A 19,522-nucleotide genomic window follows, 5' to 3' on the forward strand; every position below is an offset into this window, starting at 1 on the left:
TAAAGACCTGCTCGCAAAAGGGCGCAGGGCGGCCGCGTCAGCCGTGCTGTTGTTGAGTGACGGCGATATCGCTGGAGCGTGCAATCGCGCGTATTGCGCAATGTTCGACGCAGCGCATGCAGCTCTGTTTCCAATGTCCTTTTTGTACGAAAAACTTGGATTCTCTGTCCGCGCCGTGCGCGACATCGCTGCGCTGAAAAAAACGGAAGCGATCCAGGCCTGACCTTTCGGCCTGATCGCCGTTCATTGAGGAAGGTCGGGCGCGATCTGCCCGTCGCGCCTTGAGTTGGCTTGCCACCCCTTGGGAGACGCCGATGTCCACGAGTTCTATGCCTACAGCACTCGTCACAAACTCTACCGGCTACGCGGGGCCGCCGGCAGTGGATGCGCTTGGCGAAGCGGGATTTCGAGTCCTCGTTCACGACCGGCAATTCAGCGATCAGGCCGTTCTCGAAGAGTTCCTGCGGTTGCATCCACACGCGGAATATGTTCGCGCCGAAAGTCCAGCCGGATTGCCGGGCGCCGCCATGAATGTTACCGGCAGGCTCGACGCAATCGTCAGCAACGACCACTATCCCGCCGTTCAGACGGCGTCGGAGAAAGCCTCGCTCGAGGACCTGCGTAATACGCTCGAGGTACTCGTCGTTGAGCCATTCGCCATGTTGCAGGCCGCGATTCCCCATCTGAAGGCGCAAGGACGGGGCAATGTCATCGTGATCACGTCATGCCGCACGCACTCCCCAATTCCTGGTGGCGCAATTCCCGACTCGGCGAGAGCGGCGGCAAACGCCATGGTGCGATCCCTCGCGGTCGAACTTGCTCGCCACCAGATTGCCGTCAACGCGATCGCCCCGAATTTTCTCTACAGCGAAGCATACTATCCCCGCGCCACGTTCATCGATGACCCGGTCGGCCGCGCGTACGTCGAGAGAACCGTGCCAGCCCGGCGATTAGGTCGCCCTGACGAAATCGGCGAGGTAATACGGTTCCTCGCGACTACACAGGCCCACTTCCTCACCGGCGCGATCATCGACTTCAATGGGGCCTGGCCGGGCTGTGAGGTTCGTCCGACGTAAAACGTTGCGGCCAATCTTATTGCCTTGATCGACGATCAGATCTGCGCTCTGCCGCCATCCACGAAGAGTTCGATGCCCGTGACGAAACTGGAGTCATCCGATGCGAGAAACAGGGCAGCTTTGGCAACCTCGTCCGCTTCCCCCATCCGTCCCATCGGGATGGTAGATAAAATCTTCGCAATAGCGTCCTGAGGTTGCTGACCAATGATCGGGGTATCAATCGGACCCGGGCTAAGGACGTTTGAACGGATGTGACGGTCCTTCAGCTCCACGGTCCACCCTCGCACGAAATTGCGGATGGCCGCCTTGGTCGCGCCATATACCCAGAAGGCAGGCGTCCCTTTGGCGCTCGCGATGGAGCCCGTGAGAATGATCGACCCGCCGTCATTCAACAGCGGCAGGGCCTTTTGGACGGTGAAGAGCACTCCCTTCACGTTGGTACTGAACAGCTTGTCGAAATGCGCTTCGGTGATATTGCCCAAGGCGGCGAACTCAGCGATGCCGGCGTTGGCGAAGACGATGTCGATTCTTCGCCCTGTCGCGTTGACGTTTTCATAGAGACGATCAAGATCAGCCAACTTGGCGACGTCTCCCTGGATGCCGGTCACATTGTCCCCGATGGCCCTCACGGCTTCGTCGAGCTCCTCCTGGCGACGGCCGGTGATGAAGACGTAGGCGCCCTCGGCGACGAAGAGCTTAGCGGCGGCGAAGCCTATCCCCGACGAGCCGCCGGTGATGACGGCCACCTTTCCCTGCAACTTACCCATGGCGATTACTCCGTTGATTGCTAATTCCGATTGGCAGCGCCTCTGGGCTGGCGCTCAGCTGCCCAAAAATAACCGAGCGCCCATGCTCCGCTGCATTCGAGGATGGTTTGCGCGTACCGACCAACGCCGGCCAGCCAGTCGATCATCTCCTTGGCCGTCCGGCGGCTAGACCTCGAACCGGAACGCCGCCCCGTCGCGCTTCACATGTCCAGCTGTCGGCGCGGCATAGTGGGTGCCGATGACCAGGATTGGCTGGTCGGCCCATTCGGCGAACATCTTCGCGCGGGTGGCCGTCGCAGCCTGGGTGTCGCTGTCGAGGCTCGTTGTCCACTCGGGATGCGCCATTTGGCAGGGATGGTGGGTTATGTCGCCGGTGATCACCGCGCGCTGCCCTTCCGATTCGATCACCACGCTGACATGGCCGGGCGTATGGCCGGGGGTTGGCCTCAGGCAGACCTCAGGAGAGACGCGGTGGTCCATCTCCACCAGTTCGGCCAAGCCGGCGTCGAAGATTGGCCGCACGCTGTCTCCCATGATCGCCTGCTGCTCCTCGTCGCCCTCGTTGCTCCAATGCTCGAATTCGCGCTTGCCGATCAGGTAGCGGGCCTTGGGGAAGGTCGGGACCCACTTGCCGTCCACCAACATGGTGTTCCAGCCCACATGGTCCACGTGCAGGTGGGTGCAGACCACAGCGTCGACACTGTCGCGGCTCCAGCCCGCATCCGCCAGGTGTTGCAGGAACGCCGTCGCCAGCGGGTTTCCGCCCACCAGATGGCGCGGCTTGTCGTTGCCGATGCAGGTGTCGACCATCAGCCTCAGCCCCGGCGCCTCCACTAGTAGGGCGTGGATGGACACGTTGAGCGAACCATCCTCGTTGGCGAAGTGCGGATAGAGCCAGGGGCTGGCCTTCAGCGCCTCCGGCGTCGCGTCCCGCAGGAAAAAGCCCTCCGGATCGTAGGGGAGGGGCATCAGCATCTCGACCACGCAGGTGATCTTCACCGCGCCCACCTGCCAGCTCAACATAGCGTCTTCCTCCTGCTTGCCTTGGACGAGCGCAGTGCGCCGCATCGGCGCGGGGCCATAAAAATGGACGGCGACTTTTCATGGTTTCCTTCTGGCATGGAAAGACAACCGCGAAGGTAGATGCCGCCCTCGACTGGAAACCCAATGTCTTTGCGAATGATCATCACTGGCCCTTACGTCATGTTGCTAATTTGGGTGATTCAACGTTAATTCCATCGGAACAAGCCCGGACGGCGAAACCGTCGAAGCGTTTATCCCGTTGGAGACTCTTCGAGCCAGCGCCGGATATTGGCGACTGTGTCCCGGTAGAAGGTTTCGTAAAGCCCCCGCGATACGTAGCCGATGTGCGGCGTCGCAAGGACGTTGGTCATCGTCCGGAAAGGATGGTTCGGCGGGAGCGGCTCCTGATCGAACACGTCGATCGCCGCGCCCGCGATTTTCCGGGCATGAAGTGCTTCAACCAAGTCGGTCTCAGTGACAATCGGACCGCGGGAGGTATTGATCAAACGGGCCGTCGGTTTCATCAGGGACAGTTCCTCGGCTCCGACCAAGCCCCTTGTTCTTTGGCTCAGGACAAGGTGGACGCTCAAGAAATCGGCCTGCTTGAACAATGTTTCCTTCGACACGAACTCTGCGCCGGCCGCAATAGCGCGCTCCGGGGTGAGGTTCTCGCTCCAGGCGATTACATTCATTCCGAATGCCACGCCGATCCTTGCGACGTGTCGACCGACATTGCCAAGCCCCAGGACGGCGAGTGTCCTTCCCGACAGATCGTCGCCAACGGACTGCTGCCAACCTCCTCGTCTCAAGGACTCGCCTTCGCTTGCGATGTGGCGGGCGCTACCAAGAATGAGGGCCCATGTCAGTTCGACGGTGGGGGCGGATGTATAACCCGTATGAACGACCTTGATCCCTTGCCGATCGGCGGTATCGGTATCAATCGAGGCATTGCGAGGGGCCGTCGACGCGATCAGCTTGAGGCCCGGCAGGCGTTCCAAAATGTCGCGCGTGAGGGGCGTTCTCTCCCGCATCACGCACACGACGGCAAATGGCTTCAGTCTTGCGACGACCGCATCTGCTTCCGCCAGATGGTCATGGAAGATAGTGATGCTCGCCCACGGCTTCAGCGATGACCAGTCGGCAAGCGAGAGAGCGGCGTGCTGGTAATCGTCCAGGACGGCGATCCTGATCGGGCCGCCATCGATGTGCGTTTTCTCCCGGCCGGGCAATTCATCAGCGTTGATCATGTCAGTGCACGATGGGGTTGCCATGTCGATCATTCCGCCAGGACGACTTTGCCAAAGGGCCGATCCTCAATCAGATGGCGCAAGGCTTCGCCCGCATCGCCAAGCGGATAAACCCGCTCGACGATGGGCTTGACTGATCCGCTGACGATCAGCGGGATGATGTCCCGCCACGCGGTGGCAATCGCGGTCGGTGATTGGGCAAACAAAGAGAAGCCGGCCATCCGCGCGCGTTTCCAGATCAGGTCCGTCACATCGATCGTGGTCTTGCGTCCGGCGGAATAGCCCAGGGTGATCAGGACACCGCCGGGACCAAGGCTGCTCAACGCCTCACTGGTCACGGTGCCGCCGATGCTCTCGATCACGATATCGACACCGCTGCCGGCCGTTATCCGGCGAACACCGTCGGTGAGAGCTTCCGTGCTGAGGTCAATCACGTCTTCGAAGCCAAGCTCGCGTGCGCGAGCGGCTTTCGCCGCGCTGCCGGCCGTCGAAATCACCTTGCCGGCGCCCTGCGCCCGCGCGAGCTGATAGGTTGCGTTGCCGACCGACCCGCCGATTGCCGGAGCCAGCACCGTCATGCCGGGTTTGAATTCGGCCAGCGTCAACGTGATCTGCGCCGTCAGATAGGCCACTGGAAGGCTGGCCGCGACTACGTCGTCGATCACGTCGGGCACGAGCGCCAGATCTTCGGGGCGCACCAGCAGCCATTCTTGCCACGCGCCATGTTCACGAACGCCGTAAGGCCCGGTGAACATCACGCGGCTTCCCACCGCGAGACCGGAGTTGCCGGCATCCTCGATGACACCAGCGCTCTCATTGCCGAGCACCAGCGGCGCCTTGGCCCGAGGGTGCCCACCCGACAGGATCGTATGATCGAGCGGCGTGACGCCGGCGGCCGTGACGCGAACCAGTACCCTGTCTTTTGCCGGTTGCGGCCTGGGCAATTCGATCTGCCGCAAGCCGCCATAGCCCAAGAAAGTCTCCGCCTCGATCGCACGCATCGCCATCTTCCTGTAAAGTTACGGACCTGTACGTTACTTTGATATTAGGAACAGGTCTGTTACTTTGTCAAGCGGGAAATCGGAACGAGTGGAGCATGCGGATATGACGGTAGGAACCCGGCCCCGGCGGGGAGCCCCGCCAAAGGGCGAAGTGAGCGCGCGCGAGCGCATCCTCGCGACGGCAAGCGAATTGTTTTACCGCGAGGGCATTCGCGCCATTGGGGTCGACACGGTCGTCGAGCGATCCGGGGTGTCGAAGACGAGCCTCTATCGCCTGTTTGAATCCAAGGACGCTTTGATCGCCGCCTTCGCTGCCGAACAGGATCGGTTGTTCTGGGCGCGGTGGGATCGCATTGAAGAGCAGCACGCTGATGACCCGCGCGCTTTGCTGGAGGCGCTGCTATCCGGGATCGCAGAGCGGATCGGACTCCCCGCCTTTCGGGGCTGTCCGTTCCTCAACCTGGCGACGGAGTTTCCCGACGACAACCATCCTGGCCGGGTCGTCGCCCGGGGCAACAAGGAGGAACTGCGGGCGAGGCTCGCGACCATAGTGGCCAGGCTTGGCGCCAGTGATCCCGACCGAACTGCCTTTCAGATAACGCTGCTCATCAACGGCGCGTACGTCAGCGGCCTGATGGCAGAACCGGCTGATCTGAGGGGCGACCTCGTCGATGCCGCCATGAAGTTGTTGGACTAGTGGTTTGCCGACTTTGCGCGCATCTGATCCAGGCCAATATCAACTTGTCGATCGATCTTTTGCCATCGCCGTTACGTGACGGCTGCGGCCGGACCTGGAAGCCGGAAGCGGTCGTGCCCCATAACAGCCTCTCGGGCAGACGAGATCAACCCGACCATCATCTGCCCGGCAATCACGCTTATCGCTGTGCCATGGTCATATAGTCGACCGTCAAACCAGCCAACGCCCTAACCCCATTCACCAGCGCCGGCTCATCCACGTAGAACTCCGGGGAGTGATTGGACGGCGCCTTGTTCACGTCCGTGCCCTTGGGCGTGACGCCAAGATTGAAGAACAGGCCCGGCACCTTCTCCTGGTAGAAGGAGAAGTCCTCCGAGGCGGTGGCCTTGGGCGCGATCATCCAGTTGCCGTCGCCGGCCACGCGCTTGAGGGTGGGGGCCATCTTGTCGGTCAGCGCGGGCTGGTTGACGGTGGCGTTGTAGAGTTCCACCACCTTGAAGGTGGCCTCGGCGCCGGCGCTGCTGGCGATGGCCTCGGTGGTGCGCTTCATGCGGGCGTGGATGTCCTTCTTCATGCCTTCGTCGTAGGTGCGCACCGTGCCCATCATCTCGACCTTCTCCGGCACGATGTTCATGCGGTTGCCGCCGTGGATGGTGCCGACCGTGATCACCGAAGGCTCCAGCATGGCGTTGACCTGGCGGCTCTGGATGGTCTGCAGGCCCATGACGATCTGCGAGGCCACCACGATCGGGTCGATGCCGCCCCAGGGGCGCGCGCCATGGGTCTGGCGGCCCTTGACGTCGATCCAGAACTGGTCGGCGGCGGCCATCGACGGGCCGCTGCGCCAGGCCAGCTTGCCCGACTCGATGCCGCTGCTCACGTGCAGGCCGAAGATGGCATCCACCTTGGGATTGTCCAGCACGCCCTCGGCCACCATCTGCTTGGCGCCCCACATATTGCTGCCGTTGGGCTCGAAGTCCGCCGGGCTTTCCTCGGCCGGCTGGAAGATGAACTTGACCGTGCCGGGCAGCTGGTCCTTCATGCCGGCCAGCACCTCGGCCGTGGCCATCAGGATGGCGACATGGGTGTCATGCCCGCAGGCGTGCATCACGTCCACTTCCTTGCCCAGGTACTGGCCGCGGGCCTTGGAGGCGAAGGGCACGTCCACGCGCTCCTTGACCGGCAAGGCATCCATATCGGCGCGCAGCGCCACCACCGGGCCCGGCTTGCCGCCCTTGAGCACGCCCACCACGCCGGTCTTGGCGACCCCCGTCTTTACTTCCATGCCGAGCTTGCGCAGGTGGTCCGCCACCAGCTTGGACGTGCGGACCTCGTAGTTGCCTAGTTCGGGATGCTGGTGGATGTCGCGGCGCCAGGCGATCAGCTGCGCCTCCACGGCCTTGGCGCGGGTATCGATCTGCGCCTGCAGGCTTTCGCTGCCGGCGGCCTGTGCCTGCGCGGCGGCGGGTGCCAGGCACAGCAGGCCGGCGGCCAGCGCGAGCGCGGACACGCCGGCACGCAAGGTGGACGGGGGGCAAGCATGGAAACGATGGGCTTTGGGTGCTGCCATAAAGACTCTCCTCTTGGTTTTTCTTCGTGTTGGAAGCTGGGTTGCGCCTGGCCCTCAGCGGATGCCGAGCCGGGCTCGTGTCTGGCCCAGCGCCACCAGGCTGATCACCGCGCACGCCATCAGGTAGAAGCTCGGCGCCAGCTTGCTGCCGGTGGCGCCGATCAGCCAGGTCAGGATGAACGGCGCGAAGCCGCCAAACAGCGTCACCGCGATGTTGTACGAGAGCGAGAGGCCCGTGGTGCGCGTCTTGACCGGGAAGATTTCCGACGCCAGCGCGGGCAGCGCGCCGAAGTACAGCGTCATCATCAGCCCCAGCACCACCTGCGCCGCCAGCATCACGCCGAAGCCGGGGTAGTGGCTGAGCAGCCAGAACAGCGGCCAGATCGACACCAGCAACAGCAGCGCGGCAAGGCGCATGGGCGGGATGCGGCCATAGCGATCGGACCAGTGCCCGACCAGCGGGGCGAACAGCATCTGCACCACGCCCGTGGCCAGCGTGGCGGCGAACGCCGCCGAAGGCGGCAGGCCAAGCTGCTTGACCGCATAGGTGGGCATGTACAGCACCAGGTACGTCGACACCGTGGCCACGATCACCACGCCCATGGCCAGCAGCAGGCGCACCTTCTGATGGCTGAGCGTGTCGCGCAGCGGCGTCTCGGTGGTCTCGGCCTGGAGGAACTCGGGCGTTTCGTCGACGTGGCGGCGGATGTAGTAGGCCACCGGGCCGATCAGCAGGCCGAACAGGAAGGGCACGCGCCAGCCCCAGGATTGCATCTGCTCGGGCGTGAGCGTGGTGGTGAGCACCGCGCCAAAGCCCGCGGCAAGCAAGGTGGTCAGGCCCTGGCTGGCAACCTGGAAGCTGGAGTAAAAGCCGCGGCGGTTGGGCGCATGCTCGGCGAGAAAGGCGGTGGCGCTGCCGAATTCGCCGCCTGCCGAGAAGCCCTGGATCATGCGCGCCAGCACGATGCCGATGGGCGCCATGACGCCGATCGCGGCATAGGTGGGCAGCAGCGCGATGATCAGCGTGCCCACCATCATCAGCAGGATGGAGAGCGTCAGCGCGGCGCGCCGTCCCTTGCGGTCGGCATAGACGCCGATCACGATGGCGCCCAGCGGGCGCATGAAGAACGACACGCCGAAGGTGCCGAGCGTCAGCAGCAACGAGGTGTTCGCATCGTGGTTGGGAAAGAACAGCGCGGAGATGGTGACGGCGAAAAAGCCGTAGACGACCAGGTCGAACCACTCCAAGGCATTGCCGATCGAGGCCGAGATCACCGCGCGCCAGGGGTGGCGCGAGGCGGGCGCTGCCGATTCCGCCGCGCCGCTGTTGCTGGTCCCGCTTGCCGATACTGCTGTCATGGTGTCTCCCTGTTATTTTTGGACATGACGCAACGGCCGGCCCGCCTTGGCGGCGGCCCGGCTACAACGGAAAACGGCTTAGTTCGCGCGCAGGCTGTCGACCACCTTGTGCAGGAAGGCCTCGCAGGCGGCGAGCTGGTCGAGCGCGACGTACTCGTCGGGCTTGTGGGCCTGCTCGATATCGCCGGGGCCGCACACCACGGCCGGGATGCCGGCGCGCTGGAACAGGCCGGCCTCGGTGCCGTAGGCGACCTTGTTGACGTCGCGGTCGGCGGTCAGCGCGCGCACCAGTTGCGTGATGGCGGCCTGCTCGGCCACGTCGAGCGAGGGCGCGGCGGCGATCTTGTTGATGGTCAGGCCCGCGTCGGCATGCTCGGCGCGCATCTTCGGCAGCAGCACGTCGTTGGCGTAGCCCTGGATGCGGGCGAAGATGGCATCCGGATCGACACCCGGCAGGTTGCGGAATTCGAACACGAACTCGCACAGCGCCGGAATGGTGTTGAGCGCGATGCCGCCGTGGATGGTGCCGGTCTGGGCCGTGGTGAAGGGCACGTCGAAGTCGCGGTCGTAGGGCCCGTTGGCCTTGAACTCGTCGGCGATGTCGCGGATATGGCAGATCAGGCGGGCGGCGTATTCGATGGCGTTGACGCCCTTGGGCGTGAGCGAGGAATGCGCGGCCTGGCCCTTGACGCAGCAGCGGTAGGCGTTGATGCCCTTGTGCGCCACGATCACGCGCATGCTGGTGGGCTCGCCGACGATGCAGCCGGCCGGGGTCACGCCGCGCTCGCGCAGCTCCGCCAGCAGGTAGGGGGCGCCCATGCAGCCGATCTCTTCATCGAAGGACAGCGCATAGTGCACCGGCTCGCGCAGCTTGGCCTCAAGCAGCGTGGGCAGCAGCGCCAGGCTGGTGCCGATAAAGCCCTTCATGTCGCAGGTGCCGCGCCCGTACAGGCGGCCATCGCGGATCACCGGCTTGAACGGGTCGGTGGTCCAGTTCTGGCCGTCCACCGGCACCACATCGGTGTGGCCCGACAGCACGATGCCGCCATCGGTGCTGCCGTCGGCGGCGGGCACGGTGACGAACAGGTTGGCCTTGTCGCCCTGCGGGTTGTAGCTCAGGTGGGGGCGCAGGCCCTTGGCCAGGAAATGATCGCGCACCGCTTCGATCAGGCCGAGGTTGGAGTGGCGGCTGGTGGTGTCGTAGCTGACCAGGCGCTGGGTCCAGTCGAGCGCGCTGCCGCGGGTTGCGGCACCGGCTGGCTTGCTGAGGGTATCGGCTTGCATGGCTTGGGGCCTTTGGCTTTGGGTAACGTGTTAAGTAAATGATGCTACACCGTGCCGGCCCGCGGGTCCATGCACGGTGCACCATCGTGGCCCGCCGCGGCGGCGGCGCGCCGCGAACGGGATCCGTTGCGCAAGGATCAGGCCAGTTGGCGCAGGGTGTGCTTGATGGTCTGCGCGCGCACCGCCACATCCGGCATCTTGGCCTCGATGCGCAGCTTGTCCTGGCCGGCCAGCTTGATATGGCGATTCTTTTGCACCAGCTCGATGATCTTCATCGCGTCGATCGGCGGGTTGGGCAGGAACTGCATGCTGATGGCCGCGTCGTTGGCGTCGATCTTGCGCACGCCCAGCGGCACCGCGGCAATGCGCAGGCGGTGCGTTTCGATCAACGCTTGCGCCTGCGGCGGCAGGCGGCCGAAGCGGTCGATCAGCTCCTCCTGGATATCGTCCACGCGGTCTGCGGTTTCACAATTGGCCAGGCGTTTGTACAGTGAGAGCCGCTCGTGCACGTCGGTGCAATAGTCGCTGGGCAGCAGGGCCGGAGTGCCCAGGTTGATTTCCGTGGTCACGGCCAGCGGCGCCATCAGGTCGGGCTCCTTGCCGGCCTTGAGCGACTTGACGGCGGCGTTGAGCATGTCGGAGTAGAGCTGGAAGCCGATCTCGTGGATCTCGCCCGATTGCTTGTCGCCCAGCACTTCGCCCGCGCCGCGGATTTCCAGGTCGTGCATGGCCAGGTAGAAGCCCGAGCCCAGTTCCTCCATCTGCTGGATGGCCTCGAGCCGGCGCTGCGCGAGCTTGCTCAGGCCTTCCACGTCGTGCACCAGCATGTAGGCATAGGCCTGGTGGTGCGAGCGCCCGACGCGCCCGCGCAGCTGGTGCAGCTGCGCCAGCCCGAACTTGTCGGAGCGGTGGATCAGGATGGTGTTGGCGGTCGGCACGTCGATGCCGGTCTCGATGATGGTGGTGCACAGCAGGATGTTGTCGCGCCGCGCCACGAAGTCGCGCATCACGCGCTCCAGCTCGCGCTCGTGCATCTGCCCGTGCGCCACCGCGATGCGCGCCTCCGGCACCAGCTCGGCGAGCTTGGCGCGCTTGTTCTCGATGGTGTCGACCTCGTTGTGCAGGAAGTAGACCTGCCCGCCGCGCTTGAGCTCGCGCAGGATGGCCTCGCGCACCACGCCGTCTTCCTCGCGCCGCACGAAGGTCTTGATGGCCAAGCGCTTTTGCGGCGCGGTAGCGATCACCGAGAAGTCGCGCAGGCCTTCGAGCGCCATGCCCAGCGTGCGGGGAATCGGCGTGGCGGTCAGCGTGAGCACGTCGACCTCGGCGCGCAAGGTCTTCAGCATTTCCTTCTGGCGCACGCCAAAGCGGTGTTCTTCATCGATGACGACCAGCCCGAGGCGCTGGAACTTGACGTCGTCCGACAGCATCTTGTGGGTGCCGATCACGATGTCGGCGGTGCCGTCGTTGATCTGCTTGATGGCGCCGTCGATCTCCTTCTTGGTCTTGAAGCGCGACAGCTCCACGATGCGCACCGGCCATTCGGCGAAGCGGTCGGATAGATTCTGGAAATGCTGCTCGGCCAGCAACGTGGTGGGCGCCAGGATGGCCACCTGCTTGCCGCCCATCACGGCCACGAAGGCAGCGCGCAGCGCGACCTCGGTCTTGCCGAAGCCTACGTCGCCGCACACCAGGCGGTCCATCGGCTTGCCCGAGGTCATGTCGGCGATCACCGCGGCAATGGCCGCGGCCTGGTCCGGCGTTTCCTCGAAGCCGAAGCTCTCGGCAAACTTCTCGTAGTCCTTGGGCGTGAGCTCGAAGGCATGGCCCTGGCGCAAGGCACGGCGCGCGTACAGGTTGAGCAGTTCGGCGGCGGTGTCGCGGATCTGCTGTGCGGCTTTGCGCTTGGCGCGGTCCCACTGGCCGGAGCCGAGCTGGTGCAGCGGCGCGGTGTCCGGGTCGGCGCCGGAGTAGCGCGAGATCACGTGCAACTGGTGCACCGGCACGTAGAGCTTGCTGCCTTTCTCATAGTCCAGGTGCAGGAACTCCTCCTCGCCCTGGCCCAGGTCCAGCGAGACCAGGCCTTGGTAGCGGCCGATGCCGTGCTCGCTGTGCACCACCGGATCACCGATCTTGAGCTCGGCCAGGTCGCGCACCATCGAGTCGACGGCGCTGGCCTGTTCCTGCTTGCGCCGGCCGGTGCGGCGCGCGGTGCCGGCATACAGCTCGGCCTCGGTGACAAAGTCCAGCGGCTGGCCGCCGTCCACCGCGGGCAGCGCGAAGCCGCTTTGCAGCGGCGCCACCGCGATGGAGAAATGCGACTCGCCCGCCAGGAAGGCGGCGAAATCATCGATCGGCTGCGGGCGCAGCCCGCTCTCGCCGAACAGTTGCAGCAGGGTCTCGCGCCGGCCGGCGGAGTCCGCGCACATCAGCACGCGCCGGTCTTTTTTCAGCAGCAAGGCTTCCAGGTTGACCAGCGGATCTTCCGCGCGCCGGTTGACCGAGACATCGGGCAGCGACTCGGCCAGCGGCACGGTGTCGCCGGTAGCGGTGGCCTGCAGCACCAGCCGCGCGAGCGGCTTGGCGCCGGCAAAGAACTGCTCTTCCGACAGGAACAGCGCGGCCGGCGGCAGCAGCGGCCGCTCGCGGTCATGGCGCATGAAGTTGTAGCGCTGCGTGGTGTCGGCCCAGAAGCGGCGGATGGCCTCTGGCACATCGCCGTCAAAGGCAAGCTGGCTGTTGGCGGGCAGGTAATCGAAGACGGTTGCCGAGCTTTCAAAGAACAGCGGCAGGTAGTACTCGATGCCGGCCGACGGCACGCCATTGCCAATGTCCTTGTAGATCGTCGATTTGCTCGGATCGCCTTCGAACAGTTCGCGCCAGCGGCCGCGAAACGCGGTGCGCGCGCCTTCGTCGAGCGGGAACTCGCGGCCCGGCAGCAAGCGCACTTCCTTCACGGGGTACAGGCTGCGCTGCGTATCGGGATCGAACGCACGGATGGTTTCGATCTCTTCGCCGAACAGGTCGATCCGGTACGGCAGCGGCGAGCCCATCGGGAACAGGTCGATCAGGCCGCCACGCACGCTGTACTCGCCTGGCCGCATCACGGCGCTGACATGCTCGTAGCCGGCCAGCGTGAACTGCGCCTTGAGCGCGGCTTCGTCCAGCTTCTCGCCCTGCTTGAAGAAGAAGGTGTAGGCCGCCAGGAAGGCGGGCGGCGCCAGCCGGTAGAGCGCGGTCTGCGCCGGCACCAGCATGATGTCGCACTGGCCGCCCTGGATGTCGTGCAGCGTGGCGAGCCGCTCCGAGACCAGGTCCTGGTGCGGCGAGAAGCTGTCGTAGGGCAGGGTTTCCCAGTCGGGTAGCAGGCGCACCCGCAGGTTTGGCGCGAACCAGGGGATTTCCTCGGCCAGCCGCTGCGCGTCGACCGCATTGGCGCACACCACCGCCAGCATCGGCACACGCTCCCTGTGCTGGCTGGCGTAGGCGGCCAGCGCCAAAGCGTCGGCGGAGCCCGGCAGGCCGGACACGGTATAGCGCTGGCCGGCCTTGACCAAGGGGAGGTTGGCGAAGGGGGCGGGACGGTTGGCTTCAGGCATCGGGTACGGGCTGGCTTGTTGACGGCTTTGAGGCGTTGCGGGGCAAAAGAGCGCGGCCATGCAACAGCGACACCCCGCCGGCATTGCGGGCGGGGTGTGGGCGAAGCATGCGACGCCCGGCGGGCGCTCGCGCTGATCGACGCCCGCATGTCCGCGAGCGAAGGCCGTATTATAGAATGCGCTCCGAATCCGCGTTTTCAATACCGCGCTTCCCGTTCCCCTGCCCATGGCGGGGGCCTTGAAGCCTTGCGCCGTGCTCTTGGCATGGCGCTCACCTTGCTCCTCACGCTATCCGTGTCTGCTCGCCGATTTGCCTTGATTCCCTGTGCCGGTACCGGCAGCCGTGCGGGCGGCAGCCTGCCCAAGCAATACCAGACCGTGGCCGGCCGGCCGATGATCTGGTACGCGCTCGCCGCTTTTGCCGCCTGCGATGCCATCAGCGCCACCGCGCTGGTGCTGGCGCCCGACGATATGCCGCTGGAGTCCCGTTTCGGCGCGGCGGCGTTTGCCGGCCTGCGTTTCGACACCGCCTTCGTGGGCGGCGATACGCGCCATGCCTCGGTGCTGGCTGGCCTGCATCACCTGGCGCAACTCGGCGCCACGGACCGCGACTGGGTGCTGGTGCATGATGCGGCCCGCCCAGGCCTGACGCCCGCCATGATCCACGCGCTGGTGCGCGCGGTGGAGGGCGACGGCGCAGACGAAGACGGCCCCAACGCGGCCATCGGCGGCATCCTGGCGGTGCCGGTGCCCGATACGCTCAAGCGCGCCGATGCGGCCCCCGGCGGGCAGCCGGCGGCCGTGGTGCGTATCGGCGCCACGGTCTCGCGCGAGGGCTTGTGGCAGGCGCAGACGCCGCAGATGTTCCGCTTGGGCGTATTGCGCCAGGCGCTGCAGGAAGCGCTGGCGGCGGGCGCGGTGGTGACCGACGAGGCCAGCGCGATCGAGCGGCTGGGCCTGCATCCGCGCCTGGTCAACGGCTCGCTGCGCAATTTCAAGGTGACCTATCCCGAGGACTTCGCGCTGGCCGAACTGCTGCTGGGCGAGGGCCCTGCCGCCAAGCCCTGAATGCCAACGTGCATCTATCCCCATCCATTCCCCATTACCGATCCTGAAGGAGTATTGCTCCCATGACCCCATTCGATATCCGCGTCGGCCAAGGCTACGACGTGCACGCGCTGGTGCCGGGCCGCAAGCTCATCCTGGGCGGCGTGGACATTCCCCATGACCGCGGCCTGCTGGGCCACTCCGATGCGGACGCGCTACTCCACGCCATCACCGATGCACTGTTCGGCGCGGCCGGCCTGGGCGATATCGGCCGCCACTTCCCCGATACGGATCCGCGCTTTGCCGGGGCGGACAGCCGTGTGCTGTTGCGCGAGGCCGCACGCCGCGTGCGCGAGGCAGGCTATGAGATCAGCAACGTGGATGCAACGGTGATCGCGCAGGCGCCGAAGCTGGCGCCGCATATCGGCGCCATGGTGGCGAACCTGGCGGAAGACCTGGGCTTGCCCGCCGCCAGTTGCAACGTCAAGGCCAAGACCAATGAGAAGCTGGGCTTCGAGGGACGTCAGGAAGGCATCGTTGCGCAAGCCGTGGTGCTGATCTGGCGTGGCACGATCGTCTCCCCGCAGGATTGATGCGGGGGTGAGGCCGAGTTGAGGCCGGATTGAGGCCGGGTTGAGCGCAGCGGGCGCTCAGCTTGTGGCGGCCGCTCCGGTTCCGGCCGCGTTCTCGGTCGGGAGCGCGTAGATATAGTCGATCAACCGGGCCATCGGGCCCGAGCGCGCACCGGCTTCGGTGCGTTTGACAAAACCCATCTGCTGGCAGAGCTGGTTGGCGGATTTCATTTCCGGCATGGTGCGCACCAGCAGCGCGCCGGCGCCGATATCGCGCGCGCGCTGGACGCAGACCTGCATCAGCGTGCGGCCAAGCCCCAGGCCGCGTGCCTGGGGGCTGACCGCCAGCAGCCGGGCTTCCGGCAAGGCGAGCGTGATGGTGCTGCCGTCCAGCGCCTGCAATGTGGTGCCCGGATGGCAGAACAGCACCGCGCCGTTGATGCCGTGATCGGTTTCCGCCACCCACCATTCCATTTCCGAAGTCGACGCGGCCAGCACGGCTTTCATGCCCTGCTGGAAGGACTCCCGGCAGTCCTCCATGATCTCCAGCTCATATTGCCCGTAGGCCTGCTGGGTCACGGCGGCAATGTCGCCCCAGTCCTGCACGGTGGCGAGGCGGTAGTGAAAGCGGGGGGAGGTATGCGAAGGAAGGGTGCTCATGGCAGAGGGGCGAAGGCTGTGACCTTGCTGGATTGTAGGCCCTTCGGTGCACAAATGCAGTCAGTGAATTACCGACTTGGCACCTCAGCTACAGACTTGCGCCGACGTGCGCAACATGCTGGGCACGCCCCGCCGGTGTTGCGCCGCGGGGCTTTCGGGGAAGTACCGGTTGCACCATGCAGGGCCGGGCCGGCGTGTGCCGGCCGCAAGCCCGATGCGACCTTATTTCACCTTATTCCGCCGCAATGACGTTGGCGGCTGCCACGACCACGGCGGCAATGCGGCCTACGTCGCGCAGTTGCTGCGCCGTCATGCCTTGCTCGTTTTTGAGCAGCGCGTAGTGCGACTTGATGCAGAAATGGCATTTGCCGACGATGGACGCGGCCAGCGCGTACATCTCGAAGCGGCGCTTGTCCACGCCGCCGTGCGTGGCGTACGCATTCATGCGCAGGCCCGCCGGTTGCGTCGCGAGATCCGGGTCATCGGCCATTTCCACGAACGGGTACCAGACGTTGTTCATGCCCATCAGCGCGGACGCGGTGAGTACCGCATTGGTTTCCTCGGGCGACAGCACGCCCGCGTTGCGGATCGCGTCGACGATCACGCGGCTCTTGGCGGCAAACGCCGCGGCCAGTGCCACGGCCACCGCATCGTTGCCCTCGAGCGAGGAGCGGGCGATGGTGCCGTCAAGGTTCAGGCGGATATCCTTGGCGTAGTCAGGAATAAGGCCTTTAATCGTGCTGAGGAATTCCATACAAATCTCCTATCGGTGGGGTCTCAAAAAACCCGCCATGGCGGGTTTTGAGGCGCGGGCCGAAGCCCGGCGCGCAGATCGTCACAAACTGCCGGCTGCTTGACAGCTTACAGCGTGGCACCGCCAACAGCGCGGTTGCACGGGCACAGCTCGTCGGTTTGCAGGCCGTCGAGGATACGCAGCACTTCGTCCGGGTTACGGCCGACGTTCAGGTTATTGACCGACACGTGCTGGATGGTATTGTCCGGATCGACGACGAAGGTAGCGCGCAGAGCGACGCCGGCAGCGTGGTCACGCACGCCGAGCTGGTCGATCAGCGAGCCGGTCACGTCGGCGAATTGCCATTGGTCCAGCTTGTTCAGGTCCTTGTGCTCACGGCGCCATGCCAGCTTCACGAATTCGTTATCGGTCGAGCCGCCCAGCACGATCGCGTCGCGGTCGGCGAAGTCGCCGTTGAGCTTGGCGAAGGCAACGATTTCAGTCGGGCACACGAAGGTGAAGTCCTTCGGGTAGAAGTAAATGATCTTCCACTTGCCCTCGAACGACTTTTCGGTGATGTCTTCAAAGGCCGACTGGCCGTTCTCTTCATGGTTGTTGAAACCCGGCTTGACACCGACGACGTGGAAGGCTTCGATCTTGTCACCAACGGTCTTCATAAACTGCTCCTGGATACGGTTGAAGAGAGACGCTCGCGCTGCAAGCCGGGCTATCACCAACGGGTAAGGCCAGGCTGCCGCGCAACGAACATGGATTATGCGTCATCCCCGTGTGGCGCGGCTAATTGATATTCTCAAAGAGCCCGATAGCCAAGCGCGGGGAGCCGCGCATCCGGCAGGCGCGGGCGCCAGCCACAGATGGTGGCGCCGGCATATTGCGGCGCGATGTCAGCCGCGGTGTTCGCAGCCGCCTGCCGGAACAGCGAGTCTACCCCAGCAGGGCCGCCCTCGTGAACCGGCCTTGTGCACCGCGTTGTGATCCTCAGGCCGCCTTGGGCGCGGGCTCGACGTAGGCATGCTGCCGTCCGCCACGGAAAATCACCAGCGTGGCGATCAGTCCGCACGCAGCGGCAAACATCAACCACAGGCCAGGCGCGGCCTTGTTGCCGGTGCTGTGGATCAGGTAGGTCGAGATGGCCGGCGTGAAGCCGCCGAACAAGGCCGTGGCCAGGCTATAGGCCAGCGAAAAGCCGGCCGTGCGCACCGCGGGGGGCATCACTTCGGTCAGGGTCACCACCATCGCTCCGTTGTAGCTGCCGTACAGGAAGGACAGCCACAGCTCGACCATCAGCAGGCGGCCGAACGACGGCTCCGCCACCAGCCAGGACACCGCCGGATAGGCCGTGAGCAGGGTGAGGATGGTGAAGATCACCAGCAGCGGCTTGCGGCCCACGCGGTCGGACAAGGCGCCCATCAGCGGCAGCCAGATGAAGTTGGACAGCCCCACGCACATGGTGACGATCAGGTTGTCCACGTCATCGAGCTTGAGCACGGTCTTGCCGAAGGTCGGGGTGTACGCGGTGATCATGTAGAACGAAACCGTGGTCATCACAACCATCATGCAACCGGCCACGATGATGCGCCAGTTCTCCAGCATCGAGCGATAGATCTCGTTGATGCTGGGGCGATGCTTGCGGGTCTTGAACTCTTCGGTTTCTTCCAGCGAGCGGCGGATCAGGAAGAGGAATGGCACGATCAGGCAGCCGATCAGGAACGGAATGCGCCAGCCCCATTCGCCCATTTCCTCGGGCGACAGCATGGAGTGCAGCACCACGCCGAGCAGGCCGGCAAAGATCACCGCTACCTGCTGGCTGGCCGATTGCCAGGCCACGTAGAAGCCTTTCTTGCCAGGCTTGGCGATTTCCGCCAGGTAGACCGACACGCCGCCCAGCTCAACGCCTGCGGAGAAGCCCTGCAGCAGCCGGCCTACCAGCACCAGCAACGGCGCGGCCACGCCGATCGACGCATAGCCCGGCACGCAGGCGATCAGCAGGGTGCCGAGCGCCATGAGGACCAGGGTCATGATCAGGCCCTTGCGGCGCCCGTGGTGATCGATATACGCGCCCAGGATGATGGCGCCGAGCGGACGCATCAGGAAGCCTGCGCCGAAGGTCGCGAGCGAGAGCATCAGCGAGGCGAACTCGTTGCCGCTGGGGAAAAACGTCTTGGCGATGGCGGCGGCGTAGAAGCCGTACACCATGAAGTCGTACATTTCCAGGAAGTTGCCGCTGACAACGCGGAACACGGTGCGGAACCCGTGTTGCTGGGAGGGGGAGTTTGACATGTTGCTGTCTCTCGCAGACGCCGCCGGTTGGTTCCGGTGGCTTGATTTTGATCGGGCGCCAGAGGGGCGGTTTTCCCCTTTTTTGAGGGGGATGGCCTTGGCTGGGCTTGCGCTTGGGGGTGTGCTGATGACGGCGGCAAGTTTGCGCCGGAGGGGCTGTCATTACGCTGTCAAATGGCTTTCAGTTTGATATCAAACGCTGTCGAAAGCCTGTCAGTGGGAGGAAGGGAGGAGATGGGGCTAGGGTTACTACGGAGGGGTGTGATTTTGCGGTAACTTGGGGCAGCTGCGGTAACTTGGGGCAACTGCAACTGCAACTGCTTAACGTCAAAGTCAAAGGCAGTTTCACCTCCCCTGCGGGGAGGCGACCTACTTTTTTGTCTTGCTTGCCAAAAAAGTAGGCAAAAAAGGCGCCCCATACGGCCTAGGTAAACCTTGACGGCTCGCTACGCGTCGCGCGTGGGTGTTTCCCGCCTGACTGGCGGGAAACACGGCCGAACCAGTGGGACAGCGATGTCCTCAAATCACCATTCGGTGTAGCCGTGATTTCCGCCCCCAGGCGGCAATCACCTGCCCGCGATGCGCA

17 protein-coding genes are annotated in these 19,522 nt (G+C 64.7%); 4 read left to right on the forward strand and 13 right to left on the reverse strand.

The annotated features are described in order from the left end of the window. Positions 1-37 precede the first annotated feature (37 nt). Complete coding sequence (locus tag ACGLHR_RS13635; RefSeq protein ID WP_400094436.1) at positions 38-322, reverse strand: hypothetical protein; 285 nt, start codon at positions 320-322, stop codon at positions 38-40. On the opposite strand from ACGLHR_RS13635, the gene ACGLHR_RS13640 reads away from it, so the two are divergent. Continuing rightward, on the forward strand, positions 315-1,076 hold the full coding sequence (locus tag ACGLHR_RS13640) for an SDR family oxidoreductase (protein ID WP_400094438.1): 762 nt from the start codon (positions 315-317) through the stop codon (positions 1,074-1,076). The genes ACGLHR_RS13635 and ACGLHR_RS13640 overlap by 8 nt on opposite strands. A 35-nt stretch (positions 1,077-1,111) precedes the next feature. On the opposite strand, the gene ACGLHR_RS13645 is transcribed toward ACGLHR_RS13640, so the two are convergent. The 4 genes from ACGLHR_RS13645 to ACGLHR_RS13660 all read right to left on the reverse strand — a co-directional run bounded on the left by ACGLHR_RS13645 (position 1,112) and on the right by ACGLHR_RS13660 (position 5,114). Next, entirely contained in the window at positions 1,112-1,843 is a 732-nt protein-coding gene (locus tag ACGLHR_RS13645) for an SDR family NAD(P)-dependent oxidoreductase (protein ID WP_400094440.1), read from the reverse strand. A 165-nt stretch (positions 1,844-2,008) separates the two neighbouring features. Beyond that, on the reverse strand, positions 2,009-2,866 hold the full coding sequence (locus tag ACGLHR_RS13650) for an MBL fold metallo-hydrolase (protein WP_400094441.1): 858 nt from the start codon (positions 2,864-2,866) through the stop codon (positions 2,009-2,011). Positions 2,867-3,117: 251 nt separating this feature from the next. Beyond that, the gene (locus ACGLHR_RS13655; RefSeq protein WP_400094463.1) at positions 3,118-4,113 is read right to left on the reverse strand and encodes a D-2-hydroxyacid dehydrogenase family protein; all 996 of its coding nucleotides are present in this window, start codon (positions 4,111-4,113) and stop codon (positions 3,118-3,120) included. Positions 4,114-4,142: 29 nt separating this feature from the next. Next, a complete protein-coding gene (locus tag ACGLHR_RS13660; RefSeq protein ID WP_400094442.1) occupies positions 4,143-5,114 on the reverse strand; it encodes a zinc-binding alcohol dehydrogenase family protein in 972 nt (323 codons plus the stop codon). Positions 5,115-5,217: 103 nt separating this feature from the next. Here ACGLHR_RS13660 and ACGLHR_RS13665 point away from each other — a divergent pair, with 103 nt between their 5' ends. Continuing rightward, a complete protein-coding gene (locus ACGLHR_RS13665) occupies positions 5,218-5,811 on the forward strand; it encodes a TetR/AcrR family transcriptional regulator (protein WP_400094444.1) in 594 nt (197 codons plus the stop codon). Positions 5,812-5,989: 178 nt separating this feature from the next. On the opposite strand, the gene ACGLHR_RS13670 is transcribed toward ACGLHR_RS13665, so the two are convergent. The 4 genes from ACGLHR_RS13670 to mfd all read right to left on the reverse strand — a co-directional run bounded on the left by ACGLHR_RS13670 (position 5,990) and on the right by mfd (position 13,623). Beyond that, the gene (locus tag ACGLHR_RS13670; protein WP_400094445.1) at positions 5,990-7,381 is read right to left on the reverse strand and encodes an amidohydrolase; all 1,392 of its coding nucleotides are present in this window, start codon (positions 7,379-7,381) and stop codon (positions 5,990-5,992) included. A gap of 54 nt (positions 7,382-7,435) precedes the next feature. After that, a complete protein-coding gene (locus tag ACGLHR_RS13675; protein ID WP_400094446.1) occupies positions 7,436-8,740 on the reverse strand; it encodes an MFS transporter in 1,305 nt (434 codons plus the stop codon). A 78-nt stretch (positions 8,741-8,818) separates the two neighbouring features. Continuing rightward, positions 8,819-10,024 carry an acetylornithine deacetylase gene (gene argE, locus ACGLHR_RS13680; RefSeq protein WP_400094448.1) on the reverse strand — a complete coding sequence of 402 codons (1,206 nt, stop codon included), beginning with the start codon at positions 10,022-10,024 and terminating at the stop codon, positions 8,819-8,821. A 137-nt stretch (positions 10,025-10,161) separates the two neighbouring features. Continuing rightward, the gene (mfd, locus tag ACGLHR_RS13685) at positions 10,162-13,623 is read right to left on the reverse strand and encodes a transcription-repair coupling factor (RefSeq protein ID WP_400094449.1); all 3,462 of its coding nucleotides are present in this window, start codon (positions 13,621-13,623) and stop codon (positions 10,162-10,164) included. A 264-nt stretch (positions 13,624-13,887) separates the two neighbouring features. On the opposite strand from mfd, the gene ispD reads away from it, so the two are divergent. Then, positions 13,888-14,691 (forward strand): 2-C-methyl-D-erythritol 4-phosphate cytidylyltransferase, encoded by an 804-nt coding sequence (gene ispD, locus ACGLHR_RS13690; protein ID WP_400094451.1) that lies wholly within the window; start codon positions 13,888-13,890, stop codon positions 14,689-14,691. Between the two features lie 62 nt (positions 14,692-14,753). After that, complete coding sequence (ispF, locus tag ACGLHR_RS13695; RefSeq protein ID WP_267606311.1) at positions 14,754-15,263, forward strand: 2-C-methyl-D-erythritol 2,4-cyclodiphosphate synthase; 510 nt, start codon at positions 14,754-14,756, stop codon at positions 15,261-15,263. Between the two features lie 57 nt (positions 15,264-15,320). On the opposite strand, the gene ACGLHR_RS13700 is transcribed toward ispF, so the two are convergent. The 4 genes from ACGLHR_RS13700 to ACGLHR_RS13715 all read right to left on the reverse strand — a co-directional run bounded on the left by ACGLHR_RS13700 (position 15,321) and on the right by ACGLHR_RS13715 (position 18,936). Next, positions 15,321-15,902 (reverse strand): GNAT family N-acetyltransferase, encoded by a 582-nt coding sequence (locus tag ACGLHR_RS13700; protein ID WP_400094453.1) that lies wholly within the window; start codon positions 15,900-15,902, stop codon positions 15,321-15,323. Positions 15,903-16,134: 232 nt separating this feature from the next. Further along, positions 16,135-16,656, reverse strand: coding sequence for a carboxymuconolactone decarboxylase family protein (locus ACGLHR_RS13705; RefSeq protein ID WP_400094455.1), 522 nt, complete (start codon positions 16,654-16,656; stop codon positions 16,135-16,137). 107 nt (positions 16,657-16,763) lie between these two features. Then, entirely contained in the window at positions 16,764-17,312 is a 549-nt protein-coding gene (locus ACGLHR_RS13710; RefSeq protein ID WP_267606313.1) for a peroxiredoxin, read from the reverse strand. Between the two features lie 322 nt (positions 17,313-17,634). Continuing rightward, positions 17,635-18,936, reverse strand: a complete 1,302-nt coding sequence (locus ACGLHR_RS13715) for an MFS transporter (RefSeq protein WP_400094457.1) — start codon at positions 18,934-18,936, stop codon at positions 17,635-17,637. Between the last annotated feature and the right edge of the window lie 586 nt (positions 18,937-19,522).

The organism is Cupriavidus sp. CuC1 (assembly GCF_044627735.1).
Taxonomy (GTDB): Bacteria; Pseudomonadota; Gammaproteobacteria; order Burkholderiales; family Burkholderiaceae; genus Cupriavidus; species Cupriavidus ulmosensis.

Coding starts and splice junctions, on each gene's coding strand:
- ACGLHR_RS13640 (WP_400094438.1), top strand. CDS start 315: ATGTCCACGAGTTCTATGCCTACAGCACTCGTCACAAACTCTACCGGC.
- ACGLHR_RS13645 (WP_400094440.1), bottom strand. CDS start 1,843: ATGGGTAAGTTGCAGGGAAAGGTGGCCGTCATCACCGGCGGCTCGTCG.
- ACGLHR_RS13650 (WP_400094441.1), bottom strand. CDS start 2,866: ATGTTGAGCTGGCAGGTGGGCGCGGTGAAGATCACCTGCGTGGTCGAG.
- ACGLHR_RS13655 (WP_400094463.1), bottom strand. CDS start 4,113: ATGATCAACGCTGATGAATTGCCCGGCCGGGAGAAAACGCACATCGAT.
- ACGLHR_RS13660 (WP_400094442.1), bottom strand. CDS start 5,114: ATGCGTGCGATCGAGGCGGAGACTTTCTTGGGCTATGGCGGCTTGCGG.
- ACGLHR_RS13665 (WP_400094444.1), top strand. CDS start 5,218: ATGACGGTAGGAACCCGGCCCCGGCGGGGAGCCCCGCCAAAGGGCGAA.
- ACGLHR_RS13670 (WP_400094445.1), bottom strand. CDS start 7,381: ATGGCAGCACCCAAAGCCCATCGTTTCCATGCTTGCCCCCCGTCCACC.
- ACGLHR_RS13675 (WP_400094446.1), bottom strand. CDS start 8,740: ATGACAGCAGTATCGGCAAGCGGGACCAGCAACAGCGGCGCGGCGGAA.
- argE (WP_400094448.1), bottom strand. CDS start 10,024: ATGCAAGCCGATACCCTCAGCAAGCCAGCCGGTGCCGCAACCCGCGGC.
- mfd (WP_400094449.1), bottom strand. CDS start 13,623: ATGCCTGAAGCCAACCGTCCCGCCCCCTTCGCCAACCTCCCCTTGGTC.
- ispD (WP_400094451.1), top strand. CDS start 13,888: ATGGCGCTCACCTTGCTCCTCACGCTATCCGTGTCTGCTCGCCGATTT.
- ispF (WP_267606311.1), top strand. CDS start 14,754: ATGACCCCATTCGATATCCGCGTCGGCCAAGGCTACGACGTGCACGCG.
- ACGLHR_RS13700 (WP_400094453.1), bottom strand. CDS start 15,902: ATGAGCACCCTTCCTTCGCATACCTCCCCCCGCTTTCACTACCGCCTC.
- ACGLHR_RS13705 (WP_400094455.1), bottom strand. CDS start 16,656: ATGGAATTCCTCAGCACGATTAAAGGCCTTATTCCTGACTACGCCAAG.
- ACGLHR_RS13710 (WP_267606313.1), bottom strand. CDS start 17,312: ATGAAGACCGTTGGTGACAAGATCGAAGCCTTCCACGTCGTCGGTGTC.
- ACGLHR_RS13715 (WP_400094457.1), bottom strand. CDS start 18,936: ATGTCAAACTCCCCCTCCCAGCAACACGGGTTCCGCACCGTGTTCCGC.